Origin of the sequence: Bradyrhizobium neotropicale, assembly GCF_001641695.1 — a bacterium.
GTDB lineage: Bacteria > Pseudomonadota > Alphaproteobacteria > Rhizobiales > Xanthobacteraceae > Bradyrhizobium > Bradyrhizobium neotropicale.
On record NZ_LSEF01000025.1, the window covers coordinates 269,294 to 288,100 of the forward strand.

Consider the following 18,807-nt stretch of genomic DNA (forward strand, 5'->3'; position numbering starts at 1 on the left):
GAACGGCGGGATCACCAAGCGTACAGATCACGGCATTGACGGCCGGCAGCCTTGCGCGCGTGATGCCCTCGGACACCATGCGCGCGTCGCACAGGATCGGAGCTCCCTTCTGCAAGGCGACGCGCGCGACGGTCGCCATGCCGGGTGTGAAACGGATGTGCGCCTCCAGGCCGACCATGCCGGCGGCATGGATCATCCGCACCACGACTTGCTCTTCATCAGGCGTGAAGCGCGCCAGATCCGCCTCCGCGCGGATGGTGGCAAAGGATTGCCGGTAGATCGCCGCGCCATCGGTCTCATAGAGATGCGGCATCAGTGCCCTCCCACCAGAATGGAGGGATCACCGACGATGTCGGCGCCGCTCAAGCCGCGCAGGACCGGCACATCGCGCGTCGAGCCGTCGCGGACGAGATCGAAGCCGGCGCGGGTCGCCACCAGCGTGACCGCGGCCGCGCCGGAATGGGCGCAGCCCTTGGCGCAGCCGGAGACATGAAGCCGTGTGCCCGCCCCGATGCGCGGCGCGAGCGCGGCTGCGAGCTTCCGGGTGTCGGCATAGGCCTCGCGGCAGCGCGGCGCGCCACTGCAGGCGATGACGCGCAGCGCGGGATCAAAGGCCTCGGTGATGAGTTCTGCCGCGCGCGGCATCTCGCGCTTGCCTTCACTCAACACCATCCGCCACGGCGTCATGCGCAGTGCATGTCCGCAAGAGCTCAGCTGGTGCAGCGTCGTATGCGGCAATTGCCCGAAGGCGATGCCGACCAGCGCACCTTGCGGATATTGGCCGGGACGCGCTGCGGCCATGATCGGCGCGGGCTCGGTCTCGCCGCCCAAGGTCTCCGGCAATGTCACACCACGCGCGAGATGCGCAGCCATGCGCCCTCGCCCGCCCTTGGCGCCATCGGAAGCGATGAACCACTCTGCGAGCGCCAGTGCCGTCATCACGGCCTCGCCACGCGCGACGGAGCGGCCGAGTTTCGCGCCATTGGCCCGCACCAGGAGCCCGCCGGCGCGGTCGCGCTCGATGCGCACGTCAGCGGAATCGCCGGCGAGCACGCGCGAGATCCCATCATCGATGGCGAAGCCAAATTTGGTGGGAAGATCGAGCGCACTCTCGGTGAGCGCCTCCTCGAGCTCGGCGGCGAGCGCCTGCGTCTCGTCGCGAGTGTCCCAGAACGGCGTCACCAGGATGTTGCGCCGCGATTCCGTCGCCTGATCCGGATCGAGCAGGTTCAAGCGCGCGAGACCATCGAGCAGCGGCCGATGGCCTTGTTCGTCAACGCCTCTGATCTGGAGATTGGCGCGGCTGGTCACGTCGATCAGCCCGTTGCCGTAGCGCCCGGCGAGCTCGGCAAGGCCGGCAATTTGCGTCGCATCGAGCCGCCCGCCGAACGGGCGGACGCGAACGACGAGACCGTCGCCCGATTGCATCGGCCGCAGTGCGCCGGGGCACCAGCCCTTGATCGCGATCATGCTCATGAGGCCTCCCGCAGCGCAGCCGCGATCGAATTGCGGCGGGTTTGCCACAGCGAGGTCTCATGCAGGCGTGTGAAGCATGCTTCCATCGCAGCCAGCGCCGCCGGATTCTCGCGCGCCATGAAAGCGCGGACGTCGTCATTGCCGAGCGTGGCATCGAAATAGAGATCGAACAGATGCGGCGGCACCGCGCCGGCAAGATGGGCGAAGGCGGCCATATGCTCCAGCGTCGCCGTGATCTCGGCCGCGCCGCGAAAACCGTGGCGCATCATGCCGGCGATCCAGGTCGGATTGGCAGCGCGCGCGCGGACGACACGCGAGATTTCCTCGGTCAACGTGCGCGCATGCGGCTGCTCCGGGCGCGTCGCATCGAGATGGTAGAGCGACGGAGCAGTCGCGCCGAGATGTGCTGCGGCTGCCGCGACGCCTGCTTCATGCGCGGCGTAGTCGGCCGCAAGCAGCAGATCGGTTTCCGGCAAGTCCTGGACGTGGACGAAGGCGTCGGCGGCGGCGAGCCGCGACTCGATGCCGGCGCGATCGGGCTGCATCGCGCCATCCGAAGAGAACGCCCAGGACGATGCCGACAGCCAGGCTTCGCCGGCTGCTTCGCGCGTTTCGGGCGTGAAGGCATCCGGGATCGATGACAGGCCGACGCCGTATTGCCCGGGACGCGGCGCGAAGACGCGGGAGGTGCGATGGCGATACGGGTTCTCATCGCCCTCGTCCTCACGCGCCGAGAGCGCCTCGGTCCCGGCTTCGAACAATTGCGCAAGGCTCGAGAAGACGTCGCGGAACAGGCCCGACACACGCAACGTGACATCGATGCGCGGGCGGCCGAGCTCGGCCGGTGCGATGATGTCGTAGCCGGTCACGCGGCCGGAGGCATGATCCCAGCGCGGCGCAAGACCGGCGAGATGCAGCGCCATCGCGAACTCTTCGCCCGCGGTGCGCATCGTGGCCGAGCCCCAGAGATCGACGACGAGCCCTTTCGGCCAGTCACCGTGATCCTGCAAGTGGCGGCGCAAGAGCTCTTCCGCGAGCTTGATTCCTTGCGCATGCGCCGACGGCGTCGGCACGGCGCGCGGATCGACCGCAAACAGATTGCGCCCGGTCGGCAGCACGTCCTGGCGCCCGCGATAGGGCGAGCCCGATGGCCCCGGCGCGACGCGCCTCCCCGCAAGCGCGGCGCGCAGCGCGTCGCGCTCCGAATCACCGCAGGCGCCGCGGCCGAACACGTGCAGGCCATCGCCGAACTGGCTTTCCTTGAGATCGCAGACGAAGCGATCGATCCGCGGGATCGCTTCCGCCGGCGCGGCCGCAGGATTCAGGCCGAGATCATCCTCCAGCCCTGCGGCGCGCGCCTCGTCGCGGATGGCGGCGATCAGGCGCTGGCGGCGCGCGGGATCGAGACCGTCGGCGGTCGAATATTCGTCGAGGAGCTGTTCGAGCCGTCGCAGACCTTCCGGCACGATGGACTGCGCGAGCGGCGGCGGCAGGTGACCGATCGTGACGGCAGAGATGCGCCGCTTGGCCTGCGCGGCCTCGCCGGGATCGTTGACGATGAAGGGATAGATGAGCGGCAGGTCACCAATCAGCGCCTCCGGCCAGCAACCTGACGACAGCGCCACGGATTTTCCGGGCAGCCATTCCAGCGTGCCATGCGCGCCCATGTGCACGATGGCGTCGATACCCTCCTGCCGAAGCCAGAGATAGAACGCGACATAGGCGTGGCGCGGCGTTCGGGCGAGATCGTGATAGTCGGCATCGCGTGTGCTCGCTTCACCCCTCTCCGGCTGCACTGCGATGATCGACTGGCCGCAGGCGATGCCGGCAAAATGGAACGCGCCCTCGTGGCAGCTCGGATCATCCTCGGGCGCGCCCCAGGCTTGCGCGAGATCGTCCTGCAATTCCCTCGAAAGACACGAGAGCGCCTTGCGATAGTCGGCGACGCTCCAGGTCAATTGCCGCTTCAGCAGCGTTTCGCCAAGCGCCTGGACCGGGATGACATCAAAGCCGACCTCGGCGAGGTCCGACAGCAGCGCTTCGACCGAGGCAAGCGCGTCGAGCCCAACCGCATGCGCGATCTGATGCGGGCGGCCGGGATAGTTCGAGAGCACGATCGCCAGCCCCTTCTCACCGGCCGGTTTCTCCGCGAGCTGCCGCCAAGCCGCAACGCGGGCCGCCACCGCGCGCACGCGCGCCTCATCGGGCCGGTGCGCGAGATGCGAGAATTGCAGATCGGGATCGCGCGCAGCGGCCGACTTGAAGCTCACCACGCCCGCGAACAGGCGGCCATCGACCTCGGGCAGAACCACATGCATCGCGAGATCGCCAGGCGACAGGCCGCGCAGCGATTCCGCCCAGTCCTCGCGCCGCGCGGTGGAGAGCGCAACCTGGAACACCGGGCACGATGCGGCATCGAACGGCGTCGAGCCGTCATCGCCGATCGCGGAGAACGCCGTCGCGTTGACGATCGCCGCCGGAGGATCTTGCGCAAGATGCGCGCGCAGCCAATCGGCGATGCCCGCGGACTTCAGCGAGGTGGCGAACACGCCGTAGGCGTCAAAGCCACGCTCGCGCAGTGCTGCGATCAGCGCGTCGACCGGCCCGGTGTCCGCGGCGGTGAGATAGGCGCGATAGAGGGTCACGAGCGCGCGCGGCTTCCCCTCACCGCTCGGCAGTGCCGCAATCACGCCGCGCGCGGGATCGTAAAAGCCCCTCTCGGGAACGTTCATCTCGCCGACGACCGGGCCGGCATAGAGGCCCGAGGCCAGCGCAAGCTGCGCGATCGCCGCTTGGGCCGCGACGGGACCGCCGGTGTCGCAGAGCACCTTGAGCCGCCGCAACGTGGAGACCGGCAGGGTCGAATACGCGTCCAACCGCGTGTCGTCGCGGCCATCAGCCGGCAGCACCGCCAGCACGATGCCGCGGTCCTTCGCCAATTGCTGCAGGGCCGCGAGTCCGTAGGACCAGTAGGACTCCCCGCCGATCAGGCGCACCAAGATGCCGCGCGCCTGCGTCAGCGTGCGCTCGATATAGGTATCGACCGAGAGCGGGTGACGGAGCTCCGCGAGGTTCGCAAGCCGCAGCGACGGCAGGCTGTCGCGGCCGCGCCGCCAACCGGCCGCGAACGCAGCAAGATCGGAGTCCGAGAACGAGAGCACCACGAGATCGGCCGGGTCCTGGCCGATGTCCCTTGGCGTCGCGGTCTCCTCCAGACCGCGGCTCTCGCGGAAGACGACATGCATCAGATACCAAGTCCCGCCTTGATTGCGGCCTCGTCGATATCGCCGTGCTCGCCGATCACGACGAGCTTCGACTGCCGTGCGCCCGAACCCCAGGCCTTGTCGAACTGGTGCCGCACGCGCTCGCCGACCGCCTGCAGCAACAGGCGCATCGGCTTGCCCGCGACCGCGATATAGCCCTTGGCGCGCAGCACGTTCTGCTCGCGCGCAAGCTTCCGGATCGATGCGACCAGCGTCTCGACGTCCGTGACCTCTGGAAGATCGATCACGACGGAAGCAAAGTCATCATGCTCGTGCTCTTCCTCGCCATCGTGATGCGAGGGACGCGCCGCAAGATCGTTCTCCGCGGCGGCGCCAAGACCAAGGATCACGCGGGCGTCGATCGCGCCGTCGGTGACCGGCAGCATCGGCACGCGGCGCGGCATCTCGGCCGCGATCGCCGCCTTGGCCGCTTCGAGTCCTGCCGCGCCCGCAAGATCGGCCTTGGTCAGCAGCACGATGTCGGCGCAGGCGATCTGGTCCTCGAAAACTTCCGACAGCGGCGTCTCGTGATCGAGATTCTCATCCGCCGCGCGCTGCGCGTCCACCGCATCCGGGTCCGGCGCGAAACGGCCGGCGGCGACAGCCTCGGCATCGGCGAGCGCGATCACGCCGTCGACCGTGATGCGCGAGCGAATCTCGGGCCAGTCGAACGCCTTGAGCAGCGGCTTTGGCAGCGCCAGGCCCGAGGTCTCGATCAGGATGTGATCGGGCTTCACAGGCCGCGCCAGCAGCTGCTCCATGGTCGGAATGAAATCGTCGGCGACAGTGCAGCAGATGCAGCCATTGGCGAGCTCGACGATGTTCTCTTCCGGACAGTTCGCGTCGGCGCAGGACTTCAGGATCTCGCCGTCGACGCCCTCGCTGCCGAACTCGTTGACGAGCACCGCGAGCTTCTTGCCGTTGGCATTGCTGAGGAGATGCTGGATCAGCGTGGTCTTGCCCGATCCGAGGAAGCCGGTGACGACCGTGACCGGGACTTTTGCGAGCGAGTTCATTCGGCGGCCTCCGGCACAACAGCAATGGGGGGAATGCGGGCAAGCGACTGCTTGCGGAAGATCTCGGGACGGCTGCGCCAGGGCACGATGCCGTCGGGCGCCGCCGCATAGGCCGTGGCACCCGCGATCACATCGCGCGCATGAACATCAGACAGACGGCCATAGACATAAGACCAGCGGCCGGGCGCGCTCAGCGCCACCGAGCAACCCTGGCTGCAGGCCGACAGACATTCGACGGGAACCACGGTGACGCCCTCGGGCACCCCGGCGTCGAGGATCGCACCGTGCAGCCGCTTGCCGGGCGTGACCTCGCCCTCTGCGAGTGTCTGGCCGGCACGGCAGGTGATGCAAACGTGAAGCGTGACGGTCATCGCCCCTTCCATGAAAGACGGCCGGAGGCGATGAGGCGCACGAGCCGTTCTGGCGGCCCGTTTCCCCGTCGCGGAACACCCCGTCCGCCGGTCTCAAACTCCACGCTGGCAGGTCTCCCGGCTTGCGGAGCAGGGTTTGTCCCTTCGTCCCCCGCCTTCCCGGATCCCGCAGGGGATCAGTGGCTTCGGGCATCTCTCCGGTCACGGTCGCGGGGGCGGCTGCATTTTGGGCTCAAATCTTGCCGATTCGCGCCCTATCGCATTCCCTCTTCGCCTGTCGTAGGACAGGAACCAACGCGGGCCCACCATTTGCCCATGGCCGCCACTTGTCAAGCCGAAGGACCCCATCCGATGACGCCTGAACCGGATACCCAAAGCACCGAGGACACCGATGCCCGGCACGCTGCGAAAATGGCGAAAATCAAGGTCGCCCGCGACAAGATCATGGCGACCAAGAGCGGCGAGAAGGGCCTCATCATCGTCCATACCGGCGCCGGCAAGGGCAAGTCCTCCTCGGCCTTCGGCATGATCGTCCGCTGCGTCGCCCACGGCTTCCCCTGCGCGGTCGTGCAGTTCATCAAGGGCGCCTGGGACACCGGCGAGCGGCGGCTTTTGACCGGCCATTTCGGCGATCTCTGCCAGTTCCATGCGATGGGCGAAGGTTTTACCTGGGAGACACAGGATCGCGCCCGCGACATCGCCGCGGCGCGCGCGGGTTGGGAGAAGGCGAAAGAGCTGATCGCCGATGAGCGGCTGCGCATGGTTGTGCTCGACGAGATCAACATCGCGCTGCGCTACGACTATCTCGATATCGCCGAGGTCGTCGACTTCCTGAAGACCTCGAAGCCACCGATGACGCATGTCGTCCTCACCGGCCGCAACGCCAAGGACGAGTTGATCGAGATCGCCGATCTCGTCACCGAGATGACGCTGGTCAAGCATCCGTTCCGCTCCGGCATCAAGGCGCAAGCCGGCGTCGAGTTCTGAGACAATTTTCGCAATGACGCGCGCATTGATGATCCAGGGGGCCGGCTCGGACGTGGGCAAGTCGCTCATCGTCGCGGGCCTTGCGCGTGCAGCTAAGCGGCGCGGCCTGCGCGTGCTTCCCTTCAAGCCGCAGAACATGTCGAACAATGCCGCCGTCACCGTCGACGGCGGCGAGATCGGCCGCGCCCAGGCGCTCCAGGCGCTCGCCGCCGGTGTCGAGCCGCACACCGACATGAACCCGGTGCTGCTGAAGCCCGAGACCGATGTCGGCGCGCAGGTGATCGTGCAGGGAAAGCGCATCGCGACCGCGCGCGCGCGGGACTACGCCGCGATGAAGCCCTCCTTGATGGGCGCGGTGCTGGAGAGTTTTGAGCGGCTGAAGGCGCGCGCTGATCTCGTGCTGGTCGAAGGCGCCGGCAGCCCGGCGGAAGTCAATCTGCGCAAGGCCGATATTGCCAATATGGGCTTTGCGCGCAAGGCCGACGTGCCGGTCGTGCTGGTCGGCGACATCGATCGCGGCGGCGTCATCGCACAGCTCGTCGGCATCAAGACGGTGATCGATCCGGATGACGCCGCGATGATCCGGGGTTTTATCATCAACAAGTTCCGTGGCGATCCCACGCTGTTCGACGATGGCTACCGGCTGATCGAAGCCAGGACGTCCTGGCGCGGTTTCGGCGTGCTGCCCTGGTTCGCGCGCGCCGGCGAGCTTCCGGCCGAGGATGCGCTCGGATTGCGGGACGCGCGAAAGCCCGGTCAGTGCAAGATCGCATGTCTCGCGCTGTCGCGGATCGCCAATTTCGACGACCTCGATCCACTGAAGCTCGAGGCTAGCGTCGATCTCGTGATGGTGCGTCCGGGTGAAGCGATCCCGGGCGACGTGCGCCTCGTCATCATTCCCGGCTCCAAATCCACCCGCGGCGACCTCGCCTTCCTGCGCGCGCAGGGCTGGGACATCGATCTCCTTGCGCATCACCGCAGGGGCGGCCATGTGCTCGGCCTCTGCGGCGGCTATCAGATGCTCGGGCGCAGCGTCGCCGATCCCGACGGAATCGAAGGGCCTGCGGGCGAGACGCCGGGCCTCGGGCTTCTCGACGTGACGACGGAGATGAGCCCGCAGAAGACGCTGACGCGCGTGTCGGCCGTGCATGCGGCGACGAGTGAGCCGATCGAGGCCTATGAGATTCACATCGGCCGCACCGAAGGGCCCGATCGCGCGCGCGCCTTCGCTATGCTCGACGGCGCGCCGGAAGGCGCTACCTCAAGCGATGGACGCGTCCAAGGCAGCTACCTGCACGGCCTCTTCACCTCGGACGATTTTCGCAAGGCGTTTCTCGCAAAGCTCGACATTCCCGCAGGCGACGAGCCCTACCATGCCAGGGTCGAGAGCGCGCTCGATGCGCTCGCCGATCACATCGAGACACATCTCGATGTCAAAGGGCTGCTCGCGCTGGCGCGCTGAGCGCTCAGCGCGAAAGGACCTCCGCGAGCCGCGTCCATTCCGTCTCGCTGCCGGGGAGCCCCAGGCGCAACCATGTCGGCTTCTGCGCGAAGACGCGTGACCAGATCTGACCGCGCGCAAGCTTGTCCTGCGCGGCCAACGCGTCGCCGGTCTCGTAGAGACGAAACAGCGGCGTGCCGCCGACGAGCCGCCAGCCCTGCGGCTGCACCATGGCGTCGAGCCGAACGCTGTCGCGCGCAAGCCGCACTGAGGTCGCCTTGGCCCAGGCGTCATCGAGCAAGGCACGCCGCCCGATGGCAATCGCGGCGCCCGAGACCGGCCACGGGCCGGACATCGCCGCGAGTGCTGCAATGTCAGTGGCATTGCCAACCGCGAAGCCGAGCCGCAGGCCGGCAAGCCCGTAGAACTTTCCGAACGAACGCAGGATCAAAAGCCCCGGCCGATCGGCTTCGCCCGCGAGCGACAGGTGCGGAAGCGCGTCGGCAAAGCTCTCGTCGATCACGAGGCGGCCGACGCGTGGCAGCAGCGCCACCAGCTCGCGGGGTTCGTGGCACCGGCCATCGGGATTGTTGGGATTGACGACGATGGCGAGATCCGCGGCTGCGAGTGCATCCAGCTCGCCGACCTCTTCGACCTCCCAGCCGGCGGCCAAAAGGACTGGAGCATATTCGTTGTAAGTGGGCGCCAGGATGCGGGCGCGGCCAAGCGGCGCAAGTTGCGGCAGCAGTTGAATGACGGCCTGCGCGCCGCCAAGCGCGACAATGGGCGCTGTCGTGCCATAGGCATGCTGTGCCGCCTGATGCAGGGCTTCAATCTCGGATCGCGACGGCAACGCGCTCCACTGCGGCAGGCTCACCTCGACTGCCGGATAAGGCAGCCGATTGATCCCCGTCGAGAGATCGATCCAGTCCTCCGCACGGCCGCCGAAACGCTGCCGGGCCTGATCGATATTTCCACCATGCTCACGCATGTCCCCTTCTTTCATGCGAAGGCGAGGATCGCAAGGACACCGGCGAGGAGCAGCATGGCTCGGCGATAGATCGTCAGTCCCTGCATGAGGTCTGCTGGAATCGGATCGCGCGCGCCCGCGTTCAGCCAGGGCTCGTTGGTGATGCTGCCGTGATAGACGCGCGGACCGCTGAGCCGCACGCCGAGCGCACCGGCCATGGCGGCCTCCGGCCAGCCGGCGTTGGGCGAGCGATGACGGCGCGCATCCCGCGTCATGCATGACAGCGCCTCCGACGGCCGCGGCGCCAGCAACACGAACAAAAAGCCGGTGAGGCGCGCCGGAATGAAGTTGGCGACATCGTCGATGCGTGCCGCAGCCCAGCCGAAGGCCTCGTGCCGCTCGGTGCGATGGCCGATCATCGAATCCAGCGTGTTGATCGCCTTGTAGCCGAGGATGCCGGGCAAGCCGAACAGTGCGCCCCAGAATACGGGCGCCACGATGCCGTCGGAGGCGTTCTCCGCCAAGCTCTCGATCGCCGCGCGCGCGATACCGGCCTCATCGAGCGCTGCCGGATCGCGACCGACGATGCGCGAGACGGCTGCGCGCGCACCGGCGATGTCGCCAGCCTGCAAAGGTCCCGCGACAGCCGCCACGTGGTCGCCCAACGAACGCAACGCGACCAGCGGCCAGGCGAGCAGGCCCGCCAGCACGACCGCAATCCAGCCCGAGGAGAGCATGGACTGAAGCACCCAGCCGAGCGCGGCGGACAGCGCGATTACGGTGAGTGCGCCGGCAATGCCTGCGACGCGGCGAAGCGACGGCGGATCGGACGGCCGATTCCAGGCAGTATCGATGGCGGTGATCAACCGCCCCAGCCAGGTCACGGGATGGCCGATCCGGGCGAACAGCGGCGACGGCCAGCCCACCAGCGCATCGACCGCCATCGCCACCACCATCGCGCCCGCAAAACCCACACACCTCTCCTGTCTCGACCCGCCCCCTGATGCGCAAGACCCCGGCCGAGCGCAAGCCCCTGCCCGCCTGATTTCGGCTTTGTCTTTGCCCGCGATTGGTGATTAGTGCTGGCCGACAGGAGACTTCGATGGCCGTCATTTTGATCACGGGCGGAGCACGATCGGGCAAGAGCCGCCGTGCGGAGGCGCGCACGCACAGCTTTCCGGGGCAGCCCGTGTACATCGCGACGGCAGAGGCGCTCGATGCCGAAATGGCGGAGCGCATCGCCCTCCATCGCGCGCGGCGCGGAACCGACTGGCGCGAGCGCGAGGAGCCGCTCGATCTCGTGCGGGCGCTGAGCGAGACCGACGGCAGCGGCGCACGGCTCGTCGATTGCCTGACGCTGTGGCTCTCCAACCTGCTCCATGCGGAGCGAGACTGGTCGCGCGAGGTGGCAGAGCTCGCCGATGCCCTGCCCCGCCTCAAGAGTCCGGTCGTCATCGTCACCAACGAGGTCGGCCTCGGGATCGTGCCAGACAACGCGCTGGCGCGCGCCTTCCGCGACGCCGCCGGGATCATGAACCAGACCATTGCTGCGGTCGCCGACGAGGTCGAATTCGTCGTCGCCGGACTACCGATGAAGCTGAAATGATGCTGCGCACCGAGCTCCTGCACGACGTCGTCACGGATCTGCGGATCGCGGCGTCGTTCGTCACGATCCTGCCGGTGGGACCATCCAAGCCCGCCGGCGATGGCGCGATGACGCGCGCGAGCTGGGCGCTGCCCGTCGCCGGCCTGCTGGTCGCCCTTGCAGGCTCGGCCGCCTATGCGATCGCGAGCCGGGCCGGATTGCCGCCTGTCGCGGCCGCCCTGCTGGCGCTCGCTTCGACTGTCCTCATTACAGGCGCGCTGCACGAGGACGGGCTTGCCGATACTGCCGACGGGCTCGGCGGCGGACGGACGCGCGAGCGCAAGCTCGAGATCATGCGCGACAGCCGGATCGGGACCTATGGCGTTTGCGCGCTGATCCTGTCGTTCGGCCTGCGCTGGAGCGCGCTCGCAGCCATCACCGATCCGGGGCTGGTGGCGCTCGCGCTGTCGTCCGCGCATGTCGCCTCGCGCGCCGGCCTGCCGGCCTTCATGTCCTTGGTGCCGTCGGCACGGCCGGACGGACTGTCGGCGGGTGCGGGCCAGCCAGCGGGCCCGAGCGTGGCCGTTGCCTTTGGTCTCGGCACCTTCGGTCTCGTCATCGCGCTCGGTCCCGGGAAGGCGCTGATCGGCCTGATCCTGCTGTCGCTGGCGGGGCTGATCCTGGCGCGGCTCGCCACGCGCCAGATCGGTGGGCAGACCGGTGATATCCTCGGCGCGTTCGAGCAGATCGGCGAGATCGCGATCCTGCTGCTGGCCGCCTCGGCCCTGCACATGGTACGATGACCCAATGGTCGAGTTCGACGACCTCTTCCGCCGGCAATTGCACGAGCTGTTCGTGTGGCGCCGCGACGTGCGCCGTTTCCGGACCGATCCGCTGCCGGACGGCGCCATCGAGCGGCTGATCGAGACGGCGTGCCTCTCGCCCTCGGTCGGCCTCAGCCAACCCTGGCGCTTCGTCATCGTCGCGGACGGCGCGAGACGCCGCGCCGTGATCGACGATTTCAAGGCGTGCAACGATGATGCGCTGAAGTCCTATGCCGGCGAGCGCGCTGGCCGCTACGCGGCGCTGAAACTCTCCGGACTCGAACAGGCGCCCGGCCATCTCGCCGTGTTCGCGGACAAGGCAAGCGATATCGGCCACGGCCTCGGCCGCGCGACGATGCCCGAGACGACCGAATATTCCGTGGTCGCGGCGATCACCGCGATGTGGCTCGCCGCGCGCGCCGAGGGCATCGGGCTCGGCTGGGTATCGATCCTCAATCCGGATCGCATCCACACCATTCTCGACGTGCCAAGCTCCTGGAAATTCATCGCCTATCTCTGCGTCGGCTATCCCGAGGCCGCGTGCGACCAGCCCGAGCTCGAGCAGGCGAAATGGGAACATCGGCGGGGCGCGGAGGAATTCACGTTGCGGCGCTAACACAGGCTGCGAACGAGCATTCACAGGCGCCCTTTTCATCAATTGTGATTACCCAGCTTTCGCGCTATCCAAGCACCTTGGGACAGGGCCATCGTGCAATCCATTTCATGACTAAGCAGTCTGCGCGCAACTCCGCCCCCACGGCGGTCGACCGCCGCGGCTTCATGCGTCTTGCGGGTGCAAGTGCCGCGGGATGGCTCGCGCTAGGGGCATCGCCGGATCGGGTTCGGATTGTCTGCTTGCTGTCCGGGCTTCCGCTCAGCGATCCCTTGGCGGCCAAGACGACCAACGAAACCGCGGCGTCGCGGCTGGGCGCGCTCGTCCAGGGGCTGAACCAGCGCGGCTGGGTCGACGGGGTCAACGTCCGCGTCGAGATCCACTCGACCCTCGGAGGGCCAGAGAAGCTCAAGGCCACGGTTCAGGAGGCTGTCGACCTCAACCCCGACGTGATCGTGACGGCCTCGACGATCGAAACCGCCGCCGTCATGGCGGCCACCAAGACGATCCCGATCGTGTTTGCGACGGCGAACGATCCCGTCGGCAACGGCTTCGTCGAGAGCCTGGCGCATCCGGGCGGCAACGTCACCGGCTTCACCAACAGCACCGCGGAGATGGGCAGCAAATGGCTGCAGCTCCTGAAGGAAGCCGTTCCCGCGATCGAGCGCGTCGGCGTCATCTTCAATCCGGTCACGACGCCGCGCGGCGGACGCTTCTTCCTCGATGCGATCGAGCAGGAAGCCAAGACCGCGGGCGTCACCTTGATACCGGCCCCGGTGCAGAAAGCATCGGTGATCGACGAGGCCATCGCCGGCTTTTCGGGCTCTCCTCCCGCCGGAATGATTGCGCTGGTCGACTCGTTCCTCGTGGTCAACCGTCAAGCGGTCGTCGCAGCAGCGGCAAAGCACCGCGTGCCGATGATCTATCCCTTCCACTATTTCATCGACGCGGGCGGGCTGATGAGCTACGGCGCCGCGCTGGAAATCCGCTTGGCCGACTACGTCGACCTCATCCTGCGCGGCACCAAGGCCGGTGACCTGCCGGTGCAATCGCCGCGGAAATACGAGCTCCTCATCAACGGCAAGGCCGCCGATGCGCTCGGCCTGAAGCTTCCGGCCACGCTGCTCGCGCGTGCGGACGAGATCCGCGAGTGAACGAGCCGGCCGACCAGGGTCATTCGCGCACGCGCCCCGGCCGGCTGTTCCGCAAATATCTCTACTCGATCGTGGCGCTCGCCTTCACCGCGCTCGCCGTCAACACCACTTTCGACGTCGGCTTCTCCTATCGCGAACAGAAGCAGCTTCTCGCGGCGATCCAGAGCGAACAGGCCGCCTCGGCCGCCATCCAGATCGGCGAGTTCATCGGCCAGATCGAGAACCAGCTCAAATGGCTGTCGCGCCTGCCCCCCGATCTGTCGACGCATGAAGACGAGCGACTGAACGCCATCCGTCTTCTGCGCCTGTCGCCCGCGATCGCGGAAATCGCGCAGCTCAATTCCGCCGGCAGCGAGCAGGTCCGCGTGTCGCGCCGGGTGGCCGACAGGGTCGGCAGCAATGTCGATCTCTCCGCCTTGCCGGCGTTCCAGGCTGCCAAGGCGAACGGGATCTATTACGGGCCGGTCTATTTCTTCGGCGACACCGAACCCTTCATGACGCTCGCCATCCGCGGCGCCGGACGCGATCCCGACGTCACGATCGCCGAAGTCAATTTGCGCTTCATCTGGGACCTCGTTGCCAAGATCAAGGTCGGCAGCACCGGCAAGGCCTACGTAGTCGATCGCAAGGGACAACTGATCGCGCATCCCGATCTGTGGCCGGCCCTGCGCCACACCGATCTCTCCGGCAATCCCGACGTGCGGGCCGCGCTCGACGGCGCGCCGCCGCAGGCAGGCGGCGTGATGAAGGAGGACCTGGCCGGTCAGCGCGTGCTGTCGACTTATGCAACGGTACCTTCGCTCGGCTGGCTGGTGTTCGTCGAGCTTCCGCTCAGCGAAGCCTATGCGCCGATCTATGCGTCGATCGGGCGCTCGACGTTTCTGCTGGCCGTCCTGCTGGCCTGCGCGGTGCTGGTCTCGTTCCTGCTCAGCCGGCGCATGACCGTTCCGATCCAGATGCTGACGCAGGGCGCAAAGCGGATCGGAAGCGGCGATCTCGGCCAGCGGCTCGCAATCAAGACCGGCGATGAACTCGAGGCGCTCGGCGACCAGTTCAACAACATGGCCGCGCACCTTCGCGAATCCTACGCGACGCTGGAGCGCAAGGTCGCAGAGCGAACCGCCGAACTGGAAAAGGCCCGCGACCATGCGCTTGCCGAGCACGACGCCGCCGAGCGCGCCCGCAGCGCCGCCGTTGCGGCCAACGAAACCAAGTCGCGCTTTCTCGCCGTCGTCAGCCACGAGTTGCGCACGCCTCTCAACGGCGTCATGGGCGTGCTGCAACTGCTCGACGACGGCAGGCTCAACGAGGCCCAGCGCCGCTACCTCGCGACCGCCGCCGCCTCAGGCGAGACGCTCATCGCGCTGGTCGATGCCATCCTGGAATATGCGCGCCTGGAGGCCAGCGCCGAGACGCTGGAGCCCCGCGACTTCCGCCTCGACCAATTGATCGAAGCCGCCGCCGACCTGATGCGCCCCCAGGCGCTGGCCAAGGGGCTGACCTTCGATCTCTCCTGCGATCCGACGGTCAACGTGTCAGTCCACGGCGATCCGGTCCGGCTCAATCGCGTGCTGCTCAATCTGATCGGCAACGCCATCAAGTTCACCCCACACGGCGGGATCTCCCTGAAGGCGGCCGCCATGCCCGAACAGGACCAGACGCGGCTTCGCTTCATCGTTCAGGACACCGGCATCGGGATTGCACCCGACATGCACGAGCGCATCTTCGAGGATTTCGTCCAGGCCGACGACAGCATCGCGCGACGGTTCGGCGGCACCGGACTGGGCCTCGCGATCGCGCGCCGCCTCACGCGCCTGATGCGCGGCGAGCTGACAGTGGAGAGCTCGCCGGGCAACGGCAGCGTGTTCACGCTCACCGTGCCGCTCGGACATGCCGGGAACGACATCTCAGAGCGAGCCGAGCGTGCCCCTTCGCGCCAGCTCCGCGTGCTGCTGGTCGATGACGATCCCGTCAATTGTGAGGTCGGCGAAGCCATGCTGAACCGGCTCGGCCATCATCCCACGATCGCAAGGAATGGCGCCTCGGCCATCGAGCTCGCCCGCACCCAGCCGTTCGACGTCATCCTGATGGACCTGCACATGCCTGACATGAACGGCGTGGAGGCGGCCGCGCAAATCCGGCGGCTCCAATTGCAACGGACCCCGCGGATCATCGCCGTCACCGCCGATGTCTCGGGGACTGCCCGAGAGCGGCTCGCAAGCGCGGGTATCGCCAAGGTCGTCGGCAAGCCGATCCTGATCAACGCCCTGCGCGAGGCGATCGAAGACGATCCTCCGCGAGAACCGGCCGCAGCACAACTGGTCGCGGGCGCCTTGATCGACCGGCGCTTTCTCGACGATCAGACGGAGCTGCTGGGTGCCTCGCAGATCGCCAGGCTGCACCGGTTGCTGGAAGAGACCGGCGCGACGCTGATCGAGGACATCGTCAAGGCGGCGGCAGCGGGTGACCGTGCGCAGCTCGCGCGGTCCGCGCACCAGCTCGGCAGCGCCGCCAGCGCGCTCGGGCTCGTCCGCCTGTTCGAGCGCTGCAGCGAGATCGAGCTGATGGCTTCCGCGATGTCTCCTGCCGAGTGCCGAAATGCCGTGCGCGAACTGGCCGCGCTTCAGGGGGCATCGATGGACGCGTTGAGTGGCCTGATCCTGCCCGCCGAGTAGGACGTGCACTCATAAACGTCAGCTTTCGAGAGCAAAATGAAAGTCGCGCGGCTTTGCCGGCATCGACTGCTTAAGTGCTAAGGCTTCCGGCTGCGGGCGACGAACGGGTTACTCTCAACTCCGGCGTGGCTGTTTTTCTCGAAACATGAATCGAGGCGTTCAAGGGCCGCCGTACTTCCGTCGAGTGGTACCTTCAACGTCGCTCCTTCTCCTCTCACTTCGAGAACATTGGCCGTGCGCATTCTCTCGCCGAGTGGGCGGTCCGATAGAGCGATCGTTACGCTCCTCGCATCCGCCAACGCCTTTGCCTGAACCGATCGCGCACCCGCCGCGAGGGTGACATCGTACGTCTTGCCTCTCTCGAGCTTCCATTTCGATGAATCAAGAGACAGGAGCAAGCCGTCATCCGATCTTGCAAACGTTATGTCGAGATCATTGGCGGACCGGTTCATCGTGCACCTGTCAAACTTCTCCGCTTTGAAAAAGGTTGCTATCGTCCATGGTCCAACGGACACGGTCTGATCCTGCTCACGCGCGATAACCGACGTGACCGGAATCAGCACGATAGAGAGCGCAACGGGCAACCGCATCGTTTCCTCCTGATACGCGGAAAGGCAGCAACCGAAATCAAAACACTGTATCCTTTGCGCGCGCCGAACGCAGCCGGGACTCTTCACCGGTGTCGACCTGAATGCCCCGAGTTCCGTGTTCCGTGGCGCCCCATACTCTCCATCGTACGGCCACATTTTCGTCCAGACAGCATTCAGAGCTCGGTTCGTCGACGTAGTCGCAATTCGTAAAAGTAACAAAGTGTAATGCGCAGAATCAGATCGTAGGTCATATCCCGATCCACCTTGGCGGCCGGGGGCGCACGCAGCCGGGGACCAAACCGTGGATCACGCTGATTCAAATGAGCGCGCGGGTAACGAGGCCCAAAGGGGCGAGCAGGTGTTTTGTGCGAGATGTGCCGCCAAGCTCCACCTTTTTGTCGAGATACTCGATTCCCGTAACGGCAGGACGCTCCGTCTGTTTCGATGTCTGTGCGGACAAATTGCCTGGGGTGATTGAGGTCGTCTCAACGTCGCCCTTCAGCACAGCGGACGCGAGAATTGCAAGGGTTCCTTCATCTTGATCTGGGGATACATCCGAATGGGCAATAGCCGAACATGGCTTCGCGCTGGAGAGTGAGATCGCTGCTGCTGGGGGCCAACTGGAGATGTCCGATGGGTGCGGCAGGCTGGCGCTTTGCGCATATCAAGAGAACTCTCCGCGTCCGGGCGGTCGTTATTGGCGTGCTGGAAGAGCTGCCGTTTATCTGCCCCGTGGCGGTCGCAATCGGCTCGCTGATCATGATCGGCATCACGGTCTACAAGGATTGGCCGCAGTGAGGGTGAAGTAACGACTGCGCCTCCCTCATGCGAAAAGGCCCTTTTCCTTCCCCATCCGCGCGTACCCCGCCAGCGCTTCCGTTCGGATGTCTGTCTGCTCTGCCCGCATTGCGCGCGCGATCCGCTCCGCCAAATCCCGCGAGGTCCGCGGCGACAGGAAGTGCATGTGGTTGGCCCCTTCCACTCCTCGACGATCTTGAGAAGGCGACGGGCGTGGACTGATAACGTCAGCTTCCGAGGCTAAAACAGAAATCGCCCGGCATAGTCGGCATCGACTGCTTTTGGTAGAGTCGAGATGTGACGCGGTTGCTTTAGGATCGAACATATCTGTTCCCGCCCCTTTCGTCTGGCGGTGCCTTAGTGGTTCGACCGTGACTCCGTTTCCACACCTCGCTCATCGAACCGGACAGGCAGATCTCCCGCATCCGGCTCTCGGACAAGACCTCACGCCTTCACCCACGGCACGTCGTGTCCGCGCGCAGTTAGGCGTACGAGCCCGAAGTGCCCGTAGAGGTGCGAGAGTGGATAAGTCCCGCCCTTGCGTCGCCTGACCTTGTGCTTGGAGCGCAACCACCGGCGCAACCGCACAGCGGTGTAGTTGTCGATCGCGCGATACGCTTTGATGACGGTGCCTACATTGAAGTAGTTCGCCCATCCGCGCAGCGTGCGGTTCAACTTCGCCACCAACTCTGTGGTGTCTTGCCCTACCCCAGTTCGAGCCGTCAGCGCATGAATGGTTTCCACCATGCGCTTGATGCTTTTCTTCGATGGCCGGTACCCCAGGCGCGCCTGGCCGGTTCTCGCAGAATACATCCGCCCGAACGAGTAGCCCAGGAAGTCGAACTCTCCTTCCGGCACCTTGCAGATTCGTGTCTTCTCCTCGTTGACCGTCAGCTTCAGCCTTCCCATGATCATGCGCAGTTGTCGCAAGGCCTCTTCAGCTTTGCCCCGCCTGCACAGGATTACGAGATCGTCGGCATAGGTCACGATGCGAGAGCCGAGGCTTCGCTCCAGCCCGAGCATCTTCCATCCCAGCACAAACCG

At 66.4% G+C, this 18,807-nt stretch carries 16 protein-coding genes, 1 pseudogene and 1 riboswitch; of the genes and pseudogenes, 8 read left to right on the forward strand and 9 right to left on the reverse strand.

Features of this window, described 5'->3' with window-relative positions:
* The 5 genes and pseudogenes from AXW67_RS43750 to AXW67_RS05090 form a co-directional block, all read right to left on the reverse strand.
* Positions 1 to 313, reverse strand: a pseudogene (locus AXW67_RS43750) (precorrin-8X methylmutase); the annotation flags it as partial.
* Positions 313 to 1,476 (reverse strand): precorrin-3B synthase, encoded by a 1,164-nt coding sequence (cobG, locus tag AXW67_RS05075; RefSeq protein ID WP_063676985.1) that lies wholly within the window; start codon positions 1,474 to 1,476, stop codon positions 313 to 315. The pseudogene AXW67_RS43750 and the gene cobG, both read right to left, overlap by 1 nt.
* Entirely contained in the window at positions 1,473 to 4,721 is a 3,249-nt protein-coding gene (cobN, locus tag AXW67_RS05080; RefSeq protein WP_063676952.1) for a cobaltochelatase subunit CobN, read from the reverse strand. The genes cobG and cobN overlap by 4 nt, the downstream gene beginning before the upstream one ends.
* Entirely contained in the window at positions 4,721 to 5,755 is a 1,035-nt protein-coding gene (cobW, locus tag AXW67_RS05085; protein ID WP_063676953.1) for a cobalamin biosynthesis protein CobW, read from the reverse strand. Before cobW ends, cobN begins: the two co-directional genes overlap by 1 nt.
* Positions 5,752 to 6,126 (reverse strand): DUF1636 family protein, encoded by a 375-nt coding sequence (locus AXW67_RS05090; RefSeq protein ID WP_027555398.1) that lies wholly within the window; start codon positions 6,124 to 6,126, stop codon positions 5,752 to 5,754. The genes cobW and AXW67_RS05090 overlap by 4 nt, the downstream gene beginning before the upstream one ends.
* A gap of 90 nt (positions 6,127 to 6,216) precedes the next feature.
* A riboswitch (cobalamin riboswitch) is annotated at positions 6,217 to 6,437 on the reverse strand.
* Between the two features lie 40 nt (positions 6,438 to 6,477).
* On the opposite strand from AXW67_RS05090, the gene cobO reads away from it, so the two are divergent.
* Positions 6,478 to 7,113, forward strand: coding sequence for a cob(I)yrinic acid a,c-diamide adenosyltransferase (gene cobO, locus AXW67_RS05095; protein ID WP_027555397.1), 636 nt, complete (start codon positions 6,478 to 6,480; stop codon positions 7,111 to 7,113).
* 13 nt (positions 7,114 to 7,126) lie between these two features.
* Positions 7,127 to 8,575, forward strand: a complete 1,449-nt coding sequence (locus tag AXW67_RS05100) for a cobyric acid synthase (protein ID WP_063676954.1) — start codon at positions 7,127 to 7,129, stop codon at positions 8,573 to 8,575.
* Positions 8,576 to 8,579: 4 nt separating this feature from the next.
* Here the strand turns inward: AXW67_RS05100 and cobD are convergent, their stop codons facing one another.
* Entirely contained in the window at positions 8,580 to 9,545 is a 966-nt protein-coding gene (cobD, locus tag AXW67_RS05105; protein ID WP_063676986.1) for a threonine-phosphate decarboxylase CobD, read from the reverse strand.
* An 11-nt stretch (positions 9,546 to 9,556) separates the two neighbouring features.
* Positions 9,557 to 10,498, reverse strand: a complete 942-nt coding sequence (gene cbiB, locus AXW67_RS05110) for an adenosylcobinamide-phosphate synthase CbiB (protein WP_063676955.1) — start codon at positions 10,496 to 10,498, stop codon at positions 9,557 to 9,559.
* Positions 10,499 to 10,626: 128 nt separating this feature from the next.
* Here cbiB and cobU point away from each other — a divergent pair, with 128 nt between their 5' ends.
* The 5 genes from cobU to AXW67_RS05135 all read left to right on the forward strand — a co-directional run bounded on the left by cobU (position 10,627) and on the right by AXW67_RS05135 (position 16,375).
* Positions 10,627 to 11,130, forward strand: coding sequence for a bifunctional adenosylcobinamide kinase/adenosylcobinamide-phosphate guanylyltransferase (gene cobU, locus AXW67_RS05115; RefSeq protein WP_063676956.1), 504 nt, complete (start codon positions 10,627 to 10,629; stop codon positions 11,128 to 11,130).
* Positions 11,127 to 11,912: an adenosylcobinamide-GDP ribazoletransferase gene (cobS, locus tag AXW67_RS05120; RefSeq protein ID WP_063676957.1), complete on the forward strand. Its 786-nt coding sequence runs from the start codon at positions 11,127 to 11,129 to the stop codon at positions 11,910 to 11,912. Before cobU ends, cobS begins: the two co-directional genes overlap by 4 nt.
* Positions 11,913 to 11,916: 4 nt before the next feature.
* A complete protein-coding gene (gene bluB / locus AXW67_RS05125; RefSeq protein ID WP_063676958.1) occupies positions 11,917 to 12,549 on the forward strand; it encodes a 5,6-dimethylbenzimidazole synthase in 633 nt (210 codons plus the stop codon).
* A 107-nt stretch (positions 12,550 to 12,656) separates the two neighbouring features.
* Complete coding sequence (locus AXW67_RS05130) at positions 12,657 to 13,700, forward strand: ABC transporter substrate-binding protein (protein WP_063676959.1); 1,044 nt, start codon at positions 12,657 to 12,659, stop codon at positions 13,698 to 13,700.
* Positions 13,697 to 16,375: a hybrid sensor histidine kinase/response regulator gene (locus AXW67_RS05135; protein ID WP_063676960.1), complete on the forward strand. Its 2,679-nt coding sequence runs from the start codon at positions 13,697 to 13,699 to the stop codon at positions 16,373 to 16,375. Before AXW67_RS05130 ends, AXW67_RS05135 begins: the two co-directional genes overlap by 4 nt.
* Positions 16,376 to 16,452: 77 nt before the next feature.
* On the opposite strand, the gene AXW67_RS05140 is transcribed toward AXW67_RS05135, so the two are convergent.
* Positions 16,453 to 16,965 carry a hypothetical protein gene (locus AXW67_RS05140; RefSeq protein WP_145927425.1) on the reverse strand — a complete coding sequence of 171 codons (513 nt, stop codon included), beginning with the start codon at positions 16,963 to 16,965 and terminating at the stop codon, positions 16,453 to 16,455.
* Positions 16,966 to 17,598: 633 nt separating this feature from the next.
* Between AXW67_RS05140 and AXW67_RS43050 the strand changes: the two genes are divergently transcribed.
* Positions 17,599 to 17,763, forward strand: a complete 165-nt coding sequence (locus AXW67_RS43050) for a hypothetical protein (protein ID WP_201723632.1) — start codon at positions 17,599 to 17,601, stop codon at positions 17,761 to 17,763.
* Positions 17,764 to 18,207: 444 nt separating this feature from the next.
* Here AXW67_RS43050 and AXW67_RS05145 read toward each other — a convergent pair.
* Positions 18,208 to 18,807, reverse strand: a 600-nt coding sequence (locus AXW67_RS05145; protein ID WP_245315419.1) for a group II intron maturase-specific domain-containing protein, incomplete at its 5' end; no start/stop codon positions are given.

Excerpts from the sequence above, each read along its gene's own strand:
- AXW67_RS05090 (WP_027555398.1), bottom strand. The coding sequence starts at position 6,126 with ATGACCGTCACGCTTCACGTTTGCATCACCTGCCGTGCCGGCCAGACA.
- cobN (WP_063676952.1), bottom strand. The coding sequence starts at position 4,721 with ATGCATGTCGTCTTCCGCGAGAGCCGCGGTCTGGAGGAGACCGCGACG.
- AXW67_RS05130 (WP_063676959.1), top strand. The coding sequence starts at position 12,657 with ATGACTAAGCAGTCTGCGCGCAACTCCGCCCCCACGGCGGTCGACCGC.
- cobG (WP_063676985.1), bottom strand. The coding sequence starts at position 1,476 with ATGAGCATGATCGCGATCAAGGGCTGGTGCCCCGGCGCACTGCGGCCG.
- cobW (WP_063676953.1), bottom strand. The coding sequence starts at position 5,755 with ATGAACTCGCTCGCAAAAGTCCCGGTCACGGTCGTCACCGGCTTCCTC.
- cobU (WP_063676956.1), top strand. The coding sequence starts at position 10,627 with ATGGCCGTCATTTTGATCACGGGCGGAGCACGATCGGGCAAGAGCCGC.
- AXW67_RS43050 (WP_201723632.1), top strand. The coding sequence starts at position 17,599 with ATGGGTGCGGCAGGCTGGCGCTTTGCGCATATCAAGAGAACTCTCCGC.
- AXW67_RS05100 (WP_063676954.1), top strand. The coding sequence starts at position 7,127 with ATGACGCGCGCATTGATGATCCAGGGGGCCGGCTCGGACGTGGGCAAG.
- AXW67_RS05140 (WP_145927425.1), bottom strand. The coding sequence starts at position 16,965 with ATGCGGTTGCCCGTTGCGCTCTCTATCGTGCTGATTCCGGTCACGTCG.
- cobS (WP_063676957.1), top strand. The coding sequence starts at position 11,127 with ATGATGCTGCGCACCGAGCTCCTGCACGACGTCGTCACGGATCTGCGG.
- cobO (WP_027555397.1), top strand. The coding sequence starts at position 6,478 with ATGACGCCTGAACCGGATACCCAAAGCACCGAGGACACCGATGCCCGG.
- bluB (WP_063676958.1), top strand. The coding sequence starts at position 11,917 with ATGGTCGAGTTCGACGACCTCTTCCGCCGGCAATTGCACGAGCTGTTC.
- cobD (WP_063676986.1), bottom strand. The coding sequence starts at position 9,545 with ATGCGTGAGCATGGTGGAAATATCGATCAGGCCCGGCAGCGTTTCGGC.